Source organism: Pseudomonas sp. SWRI92, assembly GCF_014268685.1.
GTDB lineage: Bacteria > Pseudomonadota > Gammaproteobacteria > Pseudomonadales > Pseudomonadaceae > Aquipseudomonas > Aquipseudomonas marvdashtae.
Genome location: NZ_JABWQY010000002.1, coordinates 82413 through 98477, shown reverse-complemented (window position 1 = coordinate 98477; position 16065 = coordinate 82413). Strand labels below are relative to the sequence as shown.

The following is a 16065-nucleotide window of genomic DNA, read 5'->3' as shown; positions in this document are numbered from 1 at the left end:
AGGACATTCAAGCTTACGATTTTCGCCGCTTGCGCAGCGATGCCTATACATATGTATGCCATTTGCGTTTCAGCGACGGGATAGGGTCCGGTTTCCTCAATCAAAACCGGACCCCTTGAATGTCTATTCTTCCCGAAGATAAGCCGGGCACGCCAGCGAACACGGCTGTAGCCTCTTTTAAGCCCATTACCCTGTTACCCAGCGGCCTGGAATTTCAACCGCACCCGTTTGCCGATCAGTGGCTGCTTGAAAGAGGTCTTGCCGGTGACACCCTGGTTAAGGTCACCTACCAAGAAGTCGATACGGTTGACTCGGCAGCAGAACTAAAAAGCGTTTCGGTGCCTTTGCGCAATGCCGTGACCCAGGGCTTTTCAGTCGCCTATCAAAGCACTGATACGGTGGCCAGCGTTGCGCGCCCGGCCCGCGAAGGCTGGGTTTATCCACACCGAAGCCATCTATCAGTGAACTTCGCGCCGTTGAGCGTCAATGGCCAAGCCCTCTCGCAAAGCCTACTGGGCGAGTTGAAAGCGGGTATTCCTCACAATTATCGGAGCATTGACCAACCCGCTATTGCCCCAAGCGAGGCTCAAGGCGACCCGCTCAGCCCCAAGGGAGAAGAGCAGGCCAGATTATTGGGTTCGCTGGATACCAACCAGGCGAAACTGGTGCGTCTGTTCGCCGGTCTTCCGACCTTCGACACCGTGCTGAAGCGTTTGCTGGTCGACATCCTCGAAACAAAAAATTTCACGCGTAAATTACGCGCCGCACGGCCTGAGGAGATTGATCCGGACTTCTGCTATGTGAGTCACTTTACGGCTGACTCGAACGGTGGGCGCTCACTGACGACTTCGGAGAGTTTTACCGACGTCCTGTGGCGGTGCTTGCAGACGGACACGCCCGAGACCTATACGGGCGGCGGCGTGGATTTCTTCACCCGTCCGGACTCGGTGAAGGAGGCCGACAGCCTGTTTGTCGGCCCGCCGGGCGCGCAGGATCTACGCGCGATGGAGGCTGTGCTTTACCTCGCCAACCCCACCACGAATGAGCGCATGAAGCGCCAGTTTCACGACGACTTGACCCAGTTTCGCAACCGTCTTTACCGCGAAGCTTCCCTCGAGCTGCCCACCACGGCGGCAACCTTCGCTCACTTGCTTGCCCTGCGATTCCTGCACTTTTTCGACCTGTATAAAGTTGATCGGGGGCCAGCCACCCCACTCACGCCCAGTGAGCGCATCCAGCAGCAAGATGAAGACCGCCTGGTGGACATCATTACCACCCATCCTTCCAAAGCGGATCGAAGCCGGTTGCTGCGGGCTCCCATTCCCCACGTCTACACCGTGATGCTAGACATGGGCACGGCGGCACCGCAGAAATGGCCCGCCGCGATGGTGATCAAGTTTACTGATCGCCTGACGTTGTTCCTGTACTCCCTGGAAGGTGGGATACAGCGATTCCGTTCGGTACAAGAGCTGATCAGCAATGTGCACCCGACCCATGAAGGGCAGGAGCGCACCATCCTCGATATTTCGTCCGAACTGTCCGGGCATGTGTTTGAGGTGGCGGCGGATGACCTGCTGCAACTGCAAAGCGCCGCCCTGGAAAAGGTCCTGAATGCGCCAGGAAACGAGACGCTCGCGTTGAACGCTTTCGCTCAGCGCGCCGAAAGTGCATTGGGCCTGCCCATGTTGTCACTGGCCGAGCCCCTGGCGGTGCGCCAGCAAACCCTGGTGGAAAACAATCGCCCGGGTTTCTACAAGGCCGCGACCCGGTCCGAGCAAACCCAATATCGTCGTCTGGAAGGGCAGGTATTCAAGGCCGTCTACGCCTTGGGCGGCGGTGTGCAGACGCTGCTGCAGTTCACGCGCCAGCAGATCAGGCAATACCTTGAGCGCACCGTGTATCCAGGCATCGAGCCGGACGCGGACAAAACCGTGGTCACGCTGTTCCAGGGCAATATTGCCCGTCCGAGCCAGTTCCGTACCAGCAGCCTGACGCAGTAGATGCTCGATAACCTGCGCCCGTCTCAATACCCCAACGCGATGAGGGAAGTCCTGCCGGTTTATCTGCTCGATCGACATGGCCAGCGTGTCCGGCACCCGGCCAATGGTTTCTTTATCACCTTGACGGGCAAGCAGCTTGCCGAGATGGCAAGCCATCTTGATGTCGGGGGCCGTTATGAAACCCTGCTGCGCAAGGCGATGAACGAACCTCGATACAAGGCCGCCTGGCAGGCGGCGTATCTGGCTAACTTGCAATTCAAGGGCTACGAGGCTTCGCTCAGGGGCGACAAGGTGTTCAAGACCACCGTGCTCGATAAGGCATTCGACCCACCAAAACCTTGCAAGCGGGTGGCTTTCTGGCTGGACACGGTCTTGCGTTCGCCGACAGCGGCGGGGCGCGCCCGGGTCGATGGGCGCAAGGTCTGCGTCCATGGCTTGGTACTGGGCGGCAGCGTGGGCGCAGGAGGACAGCAAGATGCGCTGAACAACGCGGTCAGCATCGACGGCGTATTGATTTTTTCCGATCAGGACGGCCCGGATATCCACGGCACCGTGGGCGTTTATTTCCCGGACAGCCCCGGTGGTGAAGATTTCCATGAGTTCGCTGACCTGAGCGACGGCATCGCCGGGCTGTTGCCGGAAGAACAGTGGCAGGCGTATTTCCGTTCGCGCATTTCCACGCTCGATCTCGCGCAGATCAAGCGCCTGTTGGGCCAGCAAGGCGGTCGGCCGTTGATTCGTGGGGTGTTGTTGAGCGGCGATCTGTTTGAAAGTCTTCACAAGGCCTATGTCGATTTCCAAAGCGCCTACGCGGATCACCGCTCCAACAGCAACCGGGATATCCGTCATCGCGCCGCGGCGAGGCTGGGGATGATGACCGTCGAGCTCATCGTTGACCTGGCCGGCCTGCTAGTACCGGGTTTCCAAATGCTCTTGCGCGCCATCAAGACCGGCTTGCTGGTGCTCAGGACTGGTGCTGTCCCAACGAACCTGGCCACCCTGGCGTTCGTCGATCGTGTGGCAAACCATGTGCAGAAAGGGCTGGCCGTAGGGGTGAGCGTTCCGGTACGCGGCAAGTCCACTTTCCTGGCGGTGACGGCTCGCCAAAGCCAGGCCGAAGCGTTGGCCGGGCTGCCGCTGGAAGATGCGCTTTATCGCCGTTATGCCGTGACGGACACGTCGTTGCTACGAGGGGTTACACCGGACCTGCAAGGTTTTTATCGCCCTACGATCACTCAAAACGCCACGGGGAGCGTGACCCGCCCGGTGTATGTGCGACAACCCGATGGGACGGTGTTCCGGGTGCATGACCATACGCGGTCGAGGGCCACCGAGGCGACCATCGTCGACCCTGTCACGGGGCTGAGCATCCGCTCCAGTGGTGTGAGCAGAAATACCGTGGCGCGGATGCCCGATGGTGAGTGGCGCTCGGTAGGGCACGGCTGGGGCGGCGGCAAGCGCTCGCGATCGCCGTCCCCCCAACCAGGCTCTTCAAATCCCAAGCAGCCTGCCGCATTGCCTCGCAGCACTTCCAATCTGGTGCGCACGCCAAACGAGTGGGACGTCGAGATCATGGATCTGGTGCCTGCCCTCATCACCCGGCTGCCGAATTGGCCACGCAACCGCAGCTTGTTGATCATCGAGCAAAGACCGGCGCATCAGGACTGGTCAGTGCGCTTTACGCCGGGAGAGGTTGAACGGGCTTATCCGGCCATTGATCATCCGCTGAGATCAGACACGGATGTCGTCTTGAGCCGGATCGGTGAGAACCATTACAACCTGATGTTGGGTGAAGATGTCATCAGGTTCGAAGCCGATGGTGACTGCTTCTTCAATGCCGTCGCCCGGGGATTGAATGAGGGGCAGGCCCCACAGCGGTTTTCGATGCAGGGGTTGCGCAATGACGTCGCCGATTACATCGACCTGCATCCGGAAGTAAATGATTACTTGGTGGCGCAACCCTCCGGGATTCAGCAGGCACTCTCTGATAATGCACGGACGCTGGCAGACATCATGGACGAGCCGGCAGTCCTCGACCTGACTCACGTCATCTATGGCGGTGCCAATCCACATGGCTTGTTTCGGCCGATCCAGAATTACTTGGACGTGTATGCAAGAGAATCGGGACGTCGGGTATTGGATCAAGCCCAGGCGGCTGACTTGCCGCCGGAGATACTGCAATACATCGGAAACTATTTATCACCGCGCATGCCGGGTCGCTTGATGCTGAGCAGCATTCCGTATTACACGCAAAAAAGTCAGGCCTTGCAGGCATTCTTCGAGGATGTGCTGTTGCAGCCCATCGACCGCCGGCAAATCGCCGAACTGCTCAATAACGAATACCTCATGCTCTCTCAGGACGTGGTGCACATCATGCTTGAATACGGCATTCGGGCCCGTGAGCTGACAGACCATCACCCTCGCAATGGGATGGCCTACGTCAAGTACGATCAGGCCGTGCATGGCGCTCTCACCGATGAGCAGCTCGACGAACAACTCAATGGTGCTCTTTTGGTAGATCGCGACGACCTGAAGGAAGTGGCAGGACGATTCGAGCGTGAGACGGGCGCACGCATCGATGACGATGTCGATCTGATGGATCAGTTCGTGTACTACGACAGGGTCGAGGACCTCACGGATCTGCTCATGGTGTCCCTTGAACGTTACCCCGTGTTGTTGGCGCGGGCCCAGATCCTCCTGCGCAGCCCCGTGATCGCTTCCAATCTGGGCGGCCTGTTTCCGGTGAACGCCCTTGCGGCATGGATACGTAATCCGGCGCTGAACGACGCGCGCCTTCAAATCATTGCCGGCTATACCGGCAGCCGTTATCAAGAGCTGGTGAGAAGGGGCGGCATTGATATCGATTGGATGCGACCATTCAACGATCGCAATCTGCGCGATCTTGTTTTCCATCAGGACGCCTTGGTGAGTTTTTGGGATTTTCTCCAGGGCACTCGGCCCCTCGATGGCAACAATATGTCGACGGCCATGGGTTTGTTCAACGTTTCAGGGCAGATGGCTTCCAATAGCCGGATCGCGATTTTTTTCGAGACCCCGGACCTGTGGCGATCCATTCAAACCATGCCGGGTATCTCAGCGCATAGCGCCCGGCGAATCTGGGACGATCTGGTCGGGCCACAGTTCAGCGATGAGAATATCCGGCGAACATTGATGCAGCGTGATTCACTGAGTTCCGAGTCGGCTTTTACCAGCGCGCTGATCGACAGCCTTACGCTCGACGAAGCCCATGCCCATCAGGTCATTCTCGGCGCCTATGGTGTGACGCCAAGACAAGTCCTGCGTTTTCTGCGCAGCTTTGATTTTCCAGGGACGACTGCAGACCACAGCCGCCTGACGCTGGCGCTTTACCTGAGTCGTCATGGATCGATACCGGATTGGGCTTGGCAGTATGCCCGAGCGGGGGTGACGCCCGAATCGCTGCGGTCATTCCTGGCCGCACGCAAAACGTCGATTCCCAAATGATTTGAGTCGTTATGTGGCGAGGGGCAGCCGCCACGGGTAGGTGGCCGGCAGCAGCCCTAGAACCGGCACTCCACCAAGCCGCGCACCTGCCCGTCCTCGCGCTGGTTCTCTTCGCTCAACCAGCGCTCGAACCCGGCGCCGATGGCGGGCCATTCCGAGTCCAGCATCGAGTACCAGGCCGTGTCGCGGTTCTGGCCCTTGACCACCATGTGCTGGCGGAATACACCCTCGAACGTAAACCCCAGCCGCTCGGCCGCATATTTGGAGCGGGCGTTGGCGTTGTTGCACTTCCATTCCAGGCGGCGATAACCCAGGGCGAACGATTCTTTTGCCAGCAGATAAACGGCTTCAGTGCTTTTCGGCGAGCGCTGCATCGGCGCGCCGAACGTCACGTGGCCGATCTCGATGCGGCCTTGGGCCGGGACGATGGACATGAGACTGAGAATGCCCTGCACCTCGCCGCTGGCACGGTCGATCACGCTGAAGAAATAGGGGTCGGAGTTGGCGGCATGGTTGTTCAGCCAGGCGTCGAACGTGACGCGATCCTTGAACGGACCATAGGGCAAGTAATCCCAGAGTTTCGGGTCGGCCCCGGGACCTTCGAGGGCTTGCCACAGGCCGTCGGCATGCCGCGCCGGGTCGAGTTTTTCCAGGCGAATGAAACGCCCTTCGAGCAACTGCGCGGAGGGCGCCGGGGCACCTTTCCAATCAGCGAGTGAAGTCGTCATGAGGCGCTCCTTAAAGGGCTTTGCGAAATTGAATGAAGCCTGGGCGTTCGGCGATGCGCTCGTACAGCTGGATCGCCGTGGCGTTGGTTTCGTGGGTCAACCAGTGCACCTTGCAGCAACCGTCGGCCTTGGCGGTGGCGTAGACGAACTCGATGAGCTGGCGACCCACACCGGTGCCACGGCTCTGTTCCGTCACCAGCAGGTCTTGCAGATAGCAGGAATTCTCGATGCTCCAGTTCGAACGGTGATAGATAAAGTGCACCAGGCCCACCGCTGTGTCGCCCTGCCAGGCCAGGGCAGCATGGGTCGGTTCACGCTCATCGAGCAAGCGCTGCCAAGTGCTTTGGCTGACCGCCTCCGGCAGCTCGGTGTTGTAGAACTGCAGGTAGGCTTGCCACAACGGCAGCCAGGCAGCGTGATCGGCGGCGTTGACGAGGCGGATTTCGGGCTGGCTCATGTTCACTCCTTGGACAATTGTTCAGGTATCAGGTGGGCGAGGGCCCGGTCCTGCGGATCGGGACTGGCGGCGAGCCCGTTGCGTACCCCGGCGACATCCGCGGGGCTGCGGTTCTGGCTGAGCTTGCGCTTGCCTTCCAGACGCTGGATGGGCAGGGCGAAGCCGACGATGGCTTTGAGCATGCTGTCGATGTACTCGGCCGGTGCATCATCGATCTTCCATGGCTGCCCACGACCGGCTTCGTGGCGGTCGGTGAGGGCGCCGACCAGGTTGCGCAGGCGATGAGCATCGCTGAACACCTCGGCCTTGCCGTAGGCGTGTACGGCCACGTAGTTCCAGGTCGGCACGACTTTGCCGTGTTCGGCCTTGCTCGGGTAGAACGCCGGGCTGACGTACGCCTCGGCACCGGCGAATATCACCAAGGCTTCGGCGCCGGCTTCGAGGTCGCGCCATTGTCGATTGGCCCGGGCCATGTGCCCATAAAGGCTGCCGTTCGGCCCCTGTCGCGTGTCCAGCAACAACGGCAGATGGCTGGCCTGCAAGCCGTGTTCGCCGTGGGTGACCAATACGGCCAGGCGGCAGTCGCCCATCATCTGGTGCAGTTGGGGCAGGTCTTCGATGGCAAAGGCTTTGGGGTTGTACATGATGATTTTCCTTGGCGAATGCGAGCATCCTAGGCAGGCTATTGGTCTGTTGTAAGAGCCACTTACGACCAATTCGATAGGTCCATTTGCGAGGGCTGTCATGCACAACGCCGCGCCGCCACTGTCGTTCAACCCCGCGGGTATCGAACTGGACCGCCGTCATGGGCTCAGCCGCCAGCTTTACCAGGCGTTGCGTGCCCGAGTGCTGGACGGGCGTCTGGCCAGCGGCACGCGCCTGCCGGCCAGCCGTGACCTGGCGGCCGCCTTGTCGATTTCGCGCAACAGCGTGGTGCGGGCCTATGACCAGCTCTACGCCGAGGGCTTCATCGAAGGGCGGGTCGGTGACGGGACTTACGTGGCGAAACTGTCCACCACGACCTTGCCGCTGAAAAACATATCCACAAAAGTATCCACAGGCTTTTCAACAGGCTTACCCACAGCCTTATCCACAGATTGGCTCGATTTACCTGTGCTTCCATCCAGTAAAGTTATCCACAGCGACGCCTTGAACCGCGTCGAAAACCACCATTTACCCCCGCCACCCAGTGGCCCGCCGCGAGCATTCAGGGTCGGCGTGCCGGCTTTCGATCTGTTCCCTTTTGACGTCTGGGCCAAGCTGAATGCGGCTTTCTGGCGCAAGCCGGATCTGCAACAGCTGTGTTATGGCGATTCCCAAGGGGACGCACGCTTGCGCGGGCTGATCGCCGCTTATTTGCGCAGCTCCCGCGGGCTGCACTGCACGGCTGAGCAAATTGTGATCACCAGCGGCGCGCAGCAGGGCATTAGCCTTTGTGCACAGCTGCTGGTGGACCCGGGCGACGTCGTGGCGGTGGAAAATCCTGGCTATCGCGCGGCGGGGCATGCGTTCGCCGTTGCTGGCGCGAACGTCAGGGGCGTGCCGGTTGATAGCGATGGCTTGGATTGCACGGCGCTCGGTGCGTTGAACCACTGTCGGCTGGCCTACGTCACCCCCTCCCATCAATATCCGACCGGGGTGGTCATGAGCCTGCCACGACGCCTGGAACTGTTGGCCTGGGCCGAACGCAACGACGGCTGGATCGTCGAGGACGACTACGATGGCGAGTACCGCTACAGCGGCGCGCCCCTGGCGCCCTTGGCGGCGTTGGACCGCCAGGGCCGGGTGCTTTACGTCGGCACGTTCGGCAAAGTCGCGTTCCCGGCCCTGCGCCTGGGCTATCTGGTGCTGCCGCCAGGCCTGGTCAGCGCCTTCGCCCGCCGGCGTGCCGTGGACGTGCGCCACTCCGAAGTCAGCACCCAGGCCGTGATGGCCGAGTTCATGGCCGCCGGGCATTTCCAGCGGCATATCCGCCGTATGCGCAGGGCCGCCCTGGCTCGGCGTGATGCGTTGCTGGCGGGCTGGCCCAAGGCTGTTGCGGGTATGGGGGCCATGCCCACCGTCGTCGCTGGGTTGCATGTCACGGTTGCCGTGGACAGCATCGAGCGTGAGCGTGAGCTGATTGCCCTAGCGACGAATGTTGGGATCGAAATCAATGGTCTGAGCAGTTATTGGTTGCCCGACACCTCCTCGCAGAGGCGCGCCGGGCTGGTGCTGGGGTTTGCGGCGGTCCCGCCAGCGGCGATTGGCAGTGCGCTGGCGAGCCTGGAGAAGGCCTGGAAAACCTGATCGCCCACAATTGGGATATCAATCGCAGGCCGGGCGTTGGCTCATGACCGTTTCTCCGGGAAAAATACCTGTATGGCCTGGTCCACGGAGATTTCGCCGCGGTAAAGGTCGATCAACTGACGCTGGCTCAATTCATCCGTAGAGATCTCGGCGAAGCCCGAATCGACTTGTTCCAAGGTTCTGAGGCGCGCCGAAAGGAACGAACGGTGGGTAACCCAAAACGTGGAGTAGTGGAAGTCAGCGAACCAGAGCGTTTTGCCGGTTTTCTTATCCTTGATGTCGTACCTGTCGAGATAGAATTTTTCCGGGATCTTGATGCGGCGTCGGTTGATCCGTTTGGTGACATGGATAAGGTTCCGGTCTTTCAACCAGATCACACCACTCATGGTAGGCGGGCTCTGCTTGATAAGACCCAGGACGGTGTCGTATTCCTCGGCCCACAGTGCCGTCGATTCTTTCTTGAGTGACAATCGCAAGGACTCGGCCGAGCGCTGTTTTTCCTCCGGGAGTTCAACCGTTTCGTTCGTCATGACGCTTTCTGCCTGGTCGAGGGCTTTTCTGATCGCTACCCCGACTGCCTCCATCCGGCTTGCATGCGCGCTCAAGATCATTGCCACGCCAGCAGGCGTGCGTTCTGGCTGCTGCAGGTCTTTTTCGATTTGCGCCTTGAAAGCAGGCAGTCCGTCGAGCAGGGCTTGGCCCTTTCGAAGGCTTGTTTCCAAGGTCGGGATCACCTGCGGTGTGTTGACTGTTACGCGTTGGACCCATTCTCCTGTTGCCTTACGGTGGAATGTCGCGATGATTTCACCGGAGAACGGATTCTTCACGTCGACCCAACCCGCTTCTTCGGACGGCCCGGATAAACGAGGCTCACCACTGACGAAGCCCCAAAAGCGAGCCCTGATAAATTGTTTCCTGGGCCCGGGACGTTCTTTATAAGGACCGCCTGAGCGTCGCTGGATGCTGCGCTCATCCAGGGCTTGGGCCAGATGGCTCAACGCTCTTTTCTTGGAATCGCTTATTCGCTGGCGTAGGCGAATGAGTTGCTGTCGATTGACGCTGTCGTTGTATTCGCTGCCCAGATAGTCGAGGTGCTCTTCGATACCGGCGAACTGTTCCGTCAGGCCTCCGAGTACATCGATCTGTTCGTCCAGCCGGATCACGCTGCGTTCATCCAGCGCGTCGCGCAGGGTTTGGAAAGCCACCATCGCGTTGTCGACCAAGCGGTTGATTTCCAGCCAGCCTTCGGGCATCGTCCCGACGCTTTCAAGGGTCAGGCAGAGGTGGCGAAACAAGTCCAGTTGAAGAAGTCGTAGATCGTCGCTTTGGTACGACGGCATCTTTGCACGATGCTCCCGGACAATCTCGAAGCCTCCGCGTCCTTGTCGCTTGAGCTTGGAGAAGCGCGTTTCCATATACTCAAGGCGCTCAATCATGTCGTCACCGATCCGAATCATGTTGTCGGCGGCGTCGATGTGTTGTTGCTCCAGCGCATTGACCTGGGACAGGCTCATGTCCCTCGTTTGGTCCATGGCGGGGATCAAGCGCTCTCGCAATACGGCCATTTCCGCGAAGGTGAAGTTTATCTGCGCGTTCAAGTAGCCGAGGCATACTCGTGGGGAGTCGGGCCTTGACTGAAAGATCGGCCATTCCATCAATGCGTTCAGAGCCAACTCGTAGTTATCCCGCTGCGCTTCCAAGGTCGACACGTAGACATCACGATAAATTGCTCTGGCATCACCGGAGGCTCGCTCCATCGCCTGAGCATCCATGGTCAGCAACCGCTCGTTGGCCAGTCTCTGGTTTTCGAATCCGTTGAGCTCGGCAAGCAATTGAATGCTTCGCCGCTGAGCGTAGACGTCGGTTTCTCGCCTGACGCGTTTTGATCCACCGCCGCGTAGCCGCAATCGGCTATCGACCCGCCATTGGCCATGGACATCATGGACAAGGGCGGGCCCGGTGCGTGTTTTGTCGATGATGCTGACTTGCTCGGTCTCGACGGCGACCTCAAACCAGTTGTCCGCTATTTTCACGTACCACAGCCCGTCTTTCTGATAGAGGCCCTTGAGCGCACCTTCGCTCATGGGGAGTCCGGGCTCGTCGGGGGCCGCGATGCTGAAGCTATCAAGGAATCGGACGTCCTTTTTGGAGCCGCCCATCAAGGCGCCACTGGTATGGATAGCGTCGTAATGTTCCAGTGCCACTTCTTTTGGGATAAGCGGCGCGAGTGTCTCGATAACCAGTTCGGCCTCCGGTTCCGGTTCGGGCAGACTGGCCTCCGAGGCGATTTCCGGGGCTTCCGACGGACGGCTACGGTTGCTTGCCCTGTTGCGGTCGATGGCGATATTGATGACGCCTAACGCCACGTTGAGCAGCAAGTCGACGAAGATCTCCCACTTCGCTTGGCCCGCGGATGCCTCGTCGTTTTGCGTCAGTTGCTCAAGGTCGGTCATTATTTGCCAGAGCCAGAGCGTGGTGTTCGCGGTCGCACCGAGGTAGGGCAACGCCAGGGAGAAAATCAGCCAACCCGCTTGCTTGAAAGACGCCCAGCGGTTCTCGCTATTGGAGACTGATTGACGATCAGCGAGCGTGACCAAGGCGTCGGCATTGGCCTTGAACAGCAGCGGCATAAAGTCGTTCCCCAAGGATTCGTCGCTGAGACTGACGGGGCCGGCGGTGCCCAACGACGCCATGGCGCTTGTCGCAAAATCCACAACGGTCCAAGGCGAGGGCAGGGCGCCCGGAAAAACGTATCGGCTGTAGGTTTCCCGGACACCGTCGGGCAGCCACGCCAACACCGACTGCCGCAAGGAAGCAGTTTGCCTGATGGCATATATCAAGTTGCTGAACGAGGGGAACTGCCAAAGCTGCGGTTCGAGCATCGGACGGTAGAGCAAGCAAGGACCGGCACTTGATGTCTGCGGGCCGATCACGAACATGTTGGCAACGATGTCCTCTGAAAGGCCCAGTTGCAGTTCGGGCACGAACGCCAATTTGCGCAGGACAATGGCGTGACCGTCAGCCTTGCGGTCGGCTTGCGAAGGCTCCACCAGCGCCGCGACATACCGGCAACCCCGGTCATCTATATTACCCAGCCCACGCAGTTTGCCTTCAAGCGCAAGCATGGGCAGTTGTATACGTAACTGTTCGGTATACAGCTTTTCCCGGCGGGTCGACTCTGCCGGATCGTCTAGCAATTTGGCTTTGACCAGCTCTGGATAGACACGGCCGATATCGACTTGGGTGATGAGATTTTCGACATATTCCACCGTTACCCATGCCGGGAGTTCGGTCCCGTCCAGAGCCCTGACGGTTTTGTTGCCCGATGGCATTGCTATCAGGTTCTGCAAGGCCAGATCGACGAGGTTGAACCGGGTCGTGTCCAGCTGGAACGGAACGACAAACGCTCCCCAGACGATGGGGCTCTGTATTTCGATTTCAATGTTTTTCGGGGCCGGCGTCGAAGCAGCACCATGATCGGCCTGCATCTGGGTCGTCAGGGCGTTGGACGCGTATTTCTTGATGTCAGGGATATCGTCCAGATAGGTTTTGCCGGCATGCGAACTGCTCAATGCCGAGAGGGCTTTCATGTACTGGGCGAACAGGACCTGATCGGTTTCCGATGCTCTCTTCAGCCACTCAGGTATTTGATGCTGGAACCAACGTTCTCCAGGTCCCGTCTCCATACTGGTCGACGCATCGGCATCAGCGAAGAACTCATACAGCGTGGTGTGCGGGATGCCAAGAATCTGGACTTGCATGGCAATGAGCCCGCAGGCCTTGTTATCGAAAATGCTGCCGCTGGGCTCGTAAAGCCGCCACTGTATTTTCGCGATGCCCTCCGCGTTCCCCATATGGGTTGGAAGGGATTGTCCCAGTGCACGGCGCGAGTCGAATTTCTCGTAGCCATTGAGTAACGAGTGCGTGAGGATGACCTCCTTGCTGTCAATCTGGCCGATCAGGACCACCAATGAGTTTTCGTTCACAGGGGTGGTCCGTTCGCCATCGACGATCTCGATGTCGACCAGATACGCGTGGCTGTCAAAATTATCCTTGCGGTCTTCTGGGTTGGGGTGGAGAAACAGCTGCCTGGCCATATCGCACTCAGTTGCCGTCCAGCCTTCGACCTGCTTGACGTTCCAGAGCTTGCGCAGCGTGGCGGAAAGCTCCCGCCAGCGCGTGTCGTAATTGCCAAAGGGAGTGTTCCAGTAAGTCAGTTGCTTTTCCTGGGTGGCCGTCGGCATGGCGGGCGTCAATTCATTGATCAACCGTCCGATCTGGTCGATACGCACCGGCAAATGCATCTCGGGTGTGGTGAGGGGAAGACGGGTCAGAAAGTGCAGTCCTTCAATCAGCAAGGTCGGCAGGTTCGCGTCTGCTCGCTCGGCCAGCAAGTCGCTGAGAGATTTATAGCGGGTGGGGAGCTCTACGATTTCGCCATCGACAATGTCCCAGTCCGGTTCGCCGATGACAGTCGTGTAGGGATCCAGGTCCAGAGACGGATATATGTCCCTGAGTGCATCGCGCAGGAGTGCGGCGGCGACTTCCGGGTAACTGGGGCCCCCAAGCAATTGATTGAGCAGAGCGCCTCTGATGCTTAAGTCAGATATCGAGTCTGTGTCGGTAGGATGAAGCGTCATTTGAGTATCCCTGTCTCGAGAATATGAAAAACCCGAAGCGAATGCTTCGGGCTGTCATGCTAGAGAGGCAGGGGATGGGGAAGGTGGTAACTATTTATATGCGATCGTCCTTGGATTACTGGCCGGATTTGATCCGTGTCCAGGCCCGCGTCCGCGCCCGTTCGGCGTCCCTTGGCAAAGGTTGCAGGGTATAGAGCGTCGCCATGGCGGACTCGGTCGGATACAAGTTGGGGTTGCCGCGGATCGCCGGATCGACCATCTCGGTGGCGTCCTTGTTCGGGTTCGGATAACCAACAAAATCGCTGACCGGTGCAATCACCTGCGGCTGCAGCAAATAGTTGATGAAGGTGTAGGCGTCGTCCGGGTTTTTCGCGCCCTTGGGGATGGCAAGCATGTCGAACCAGATCGGCGCGCCTTCCTTGGGCAGGCGCATGTCCACCGTCACGCCATTCTTGGCTTCCTTGGCGCGGTTGGCCGCCTGGGAGAAGCTGCCGGAATAACCGACCGCGACGCAGATGTCGCCGTTGGCGATGTCGGCCATGTATTTGGATGAGTGGAAATAGGTGATGTGCGGGCGAATCTTCATCAATAGCGCTTCGGCCTTGGTGTAGTCCGCTGGCTTCTTGCTGTTGGGATCCAGGCCAAGATGCTGCAAAGCCAGGGGTAGGATTTCCGAAGGCGAATCGAGCAATGCCACGCCGCACTGCTTGAGCTTGCTGATGTTTTCTTCCTTGAAGATCAGGTCCCAGCTGTCCACTGGCGCGTTGTCGCCCAGGGCGGCCTTGACCTTGTCCGGGTTGAAGCCGATCAGGATGGTGCCGTACATGTAGGGCACGGCGAATTTGTTGCCCGGGTCGTTGGCTTCGATCAGTTTCATCAGCTTGGGATCGAGGTGATTCCAGTTCGGCAACTTGCTGCGATCAAGCGGCTGGAACACCCCGGCTTCAATCTGCTTGGCCAGGAACACGTTGGACGGCACCACCACGTCATAGCCGGCATTGCCGGTCAACAGCTTGGCCTCCAAGGCCTCGTTGGTGTCGAAGATGTCGTAGACCAGTTTGACTTGAGGGTTCTGCGCCTTGAAATCGTCCAGCGCCTTGGGCGTGATGTAGTCGAACCAGTTATAGACACGCAGGGTGCGCTCCTCGGCCTGCGCCACGCCGCACAGCAGCGCGGCGCACAGGGCTGGAGCGATAAAACGCTTGAGTCTGTTCATGCTGTTATTCCTCATTGGGCGCTTTGGAAACCTTCGAGAACGTTCACGGCATTGATGCCGATTTCTGCCACTGCATACCCGCCTTCCATCACGAACAGGGTTGGCTTGCCAAGCGCTGCGATGCGCTTGCCCATCGCCAGGTAGTCCGGGCTGTCGAGCTTGAATTGCGAAATCGGGTCGTCCTTGAAAGTGTCCACGCCCAGGGAGACGACGATGACGTCGGCGTCGTAGCGTTGGAGTTCGCCGCAGGATTGCTCCAGGGCGGCGCTCCACGTGTCCCAGCCTGAGCCTGCGGGCAAAGGATAGTTGAAGTTGAAGCCCTCGCCGGCGGCTTCGCCGCGCTCATCGGCATAGCCGAGGAAGAACGGAAACTCGGCTTCCGGGTGGCCGTGGATCGAGGCAAACAGTACGTCGCTGCGCTCGTAGAAGATCGATTGAGTGCCGTTGCCGTGGTGGTAGTCGACATCGAGGATCGCGACTTTTTTGTGTCCTTGGTCAAGAAACGCCTGGGCAGCGATGGCGGCGTTGTTGAGGTAGCAATAACCGCCCATCAAGTCGCTGGCGGCGTGGTGTCCGGGCGGCCGGCACAACGCAAAGGCGCTGCGCGCACCCCGCTGGATCTCGGCCTGGGCGGTGAGGGCAACTTGCGCGGCGCTGTAGGCGGCTTGCCAAGTCCCGGCGGTAATCGGTGCGCCGCCGTCGAAGCTGTAATAACCGAGCTGGCCGTGCAGGCTGGTCGGGATGACGGGGCGCAGGGTACGGGCCGGCCAGGTATAGGGCAGCAGATCACCGTCGCGTTTGAATTCGGTCCAGCGGTCCCAGGCGCTTTTGAAAAATTCCAGGTACGCCTGGGTATGGATGCGCTGGATTGGCCCGAGGCCGAAATCCTCAGGTGCTCTGACCGGACCCAGGCCTTGGGTCTTGACCCGGTCCAGCACATGGTCGGCCCGGGAGGGCATTTCGAAGCAGGGCATCAATTGCCCATCCATCAACTCGCAGCGTCCATGGTGCAGGTGGTGATCGTCCGAGTAGATCGTCAGCATTTTTATTCTCCGCAAGGCTGATTCGCTTGATCACAGTTTTGCGGCGTATGGGGTTTTGGAGAACGGCAGGGAAGGCCAAAAGGGGATCGAAACGGCCAAAAGGTTTGACCGTAAATCGCCCCTTGTTGGCGCGGGCGTGCGCTGGTTCGGGGCGCGACGTAAAGCTGTTGCTGGAAAACCCGTGGCGAGGGAGCTTGCTCCCGCTGGGT

Annotated in this window: 9 protein-coding genes; 3 read left to right on the top strand and 6 right to left on the bottom strand. The window is 59.4% G+C overall.

All coding sequences use genetic code 11. The features are described 5' to 3' along the window. Positions 1-119: 119 nt before the first annotated feature. On the top strand, positions 120-2000 hold the full coding sequence (locus tag HU762_RS26665) for a hypothetical protein (RefSeq protein ID WP_238340347.1): 1881 nt from the start codon (positions 120-122) through the stop codon (positions 1998-2000). Further along, a complete protein-coding gene (locus tag HU762_RS26660; RefSeq protein WP_238340346.1) occupies positions 2001-5483 on the top strand; it encodes a DUF6543 domain-containing protein in 3483 nt (1160 codons plus the stop codon). Positions 5484-5539: 56 nt separating this feature from the next. Here HU762_RS26660 and HU762_RS03785 read toward each other — a convergent pair whose 3' ends face one another. From HU762_RS03785 to HU762_RS03775, 3 genes are read right to left on the bottom strand one after another with little or no spacing between them, the layout of a single operon-like run. Beyond that, positions 5540-6211: a GNAT family protein gene (locus HU762_RS03785; RefSeq protein ID WP_186633183.1), complete on the bottom strand. Its 672-nt coding sequence runs from the start codon at positions 6209-6211 to the stop codon at positions 5540-5542. Positions 6212-6221: 10 nt separating this feature from the next. Beyond that, on the bottom strand, positions 6222-6668 hold the full coding sequence (locus HU762_RS03780) for a GNAT family N-acetyltransferase (RefSeq protein ID WP_186633180.1): 447 nt from the start codon (positions 6666-6668) through the stop codon (positions 6222-6224). Positions 6669-6670: 2 nt separating this feature from the next. After that, the gene (locus tag HU762_RS03775; protein WP_186633177.1) at positions 6671-7312 is read right to left on the bottom strand and encodes an FMN-binding negative transcriptional regulator; all 642 of its coding nucleotides are present in this window, start codon (positions 7310-7312) and stop codon (positions 6671-6673) included. Between the two features lie 100 nt (positions 7313-7412). On the opposite strand from HU762_RS03775, the gene HU762_RS03770 reads away from it, so the two are divergent. After that, positions 7413-8957 (top strand): PLP-dependent aminotransferase family protein, encoded by a 1545-nt coding sequence (locus tag HU762_RS03770; protein ID WP_186633174.1) that lies wholly within the window; start codon positions 7413-7415, stop codon positions 8955-8957. A 41-nt stretch (positions 8958-8998) separates the two neighbouring features. Here the strand turns inward: HU762_RS03770 and HU762_RS03765 are convergent, their stop codons facing one another. The 3 genes from HU762_RS03765 to HU762_RS03755 form a co-directional block, all read right to left on the bottom strand. Continuing rightward, positions 8999-13597: a DUF6543 domain-containing protein gene (locus tag HU762_RS03765; RefSeq protein ID WP_186633171.1), complete on the bottom strand. Its 4599-nt coding sequence runs from the start codon at positions 13595-13597 to the stop codon at positions 8999-9001. A gap of 115 nt (positions 13598-13712) precedes the next feature. Then, a complete protein-coding gene (locus HU762_RS03760) occupies positions 13713-14813 on the bottom strand; it encodes a polyamine ABC transporter substrate-binding protein (protein ID WP_186633168.1) in 1101 nt (366 codons plus the stop codon). An 11-nt stretch (positions 14814-14824) separates the two neighbouring features. After that, positions 14825-15856, bottom strand: coding sequence for a histone deacetylase family protein (locus HU762_RS03755; protein ID WP_186633166.1), 1032 nt, complete (start codon positions 15854-15856; stop codon positions 14825-14827). Between the last annotated feature and the right edge of the window lie 209 nt (positions 15857-16065).

What these genes read in the sequence shown, in the direction of transcription:
- HU762_RS03765 (WP_186633171.1), bottom strand. Translation starts at nt 13,597, where the DNA reads ATGACGCTTCATCCTACCGACACAGACTCGATATCTGACTTAAGCATC.
- HU762_RS03755 (WP_186633166.1), bottom strand. Translation starts at nt 15,856, where the DNA reads ATGCTGACGATCTACTCGGACGATCACCACCTGCACCATGGACGCTGC.
- HU762_RS03775 (WP_186633177.1), bottom strand. Translation starts at nt 7,312, where the DNA reads ATGTACAACCCCAAAGCCTTTGCCATCGAAGACCTGCCCCAACTGCAC.
- HU762_RS03780 (WP_186633180.1), bottom strand. Translation starts at nt 6,668, where the DNA reads ATGAGCCAGCCCGAAATCCGCCTCGTCAACGCCGCCGATCACGCTGCC.
- HU762_RS03785 (WP_186633183.1), bottom strand. Translation starts at nt 6,211, where the DNA reads ATGACGACTTCACTCGCTGATTGGAAAGGTGCCCCGGCGCCCTCCGCG.
- HU762_RS26665 (WP_238340347.1), top strand. Translation starts at nt 120, where the DNA reads ATGTCTATTCTTCCCGAAGATAAGCCGGGCACGCCAGCGAACACGGCT.
- HU762_RS03760 (WP_186633168.1), bottom strand. Translation starts at nt 14,813, where the DNA reads ATGAACAGACTCAAGCGTTTTATCGCTCCAGCCCTGTGCGCCGCGCTG.
- HU762_RS26660 (WP_238340346.1), top strand. Translation starts at nt 2,001, where the DNA reads ATGCTCGATAACCTGCGCCCGTCTCAATACCCCAACGCGATGAGGGAA.
- HU762_RS03770 (WP_186633174.1), top strand. Translation starts at nt 7,413, where the DNA reads ATGCACAACGCCGCGCCGCCACTGTCGTTCAACCCCGCGGGTATCGAA.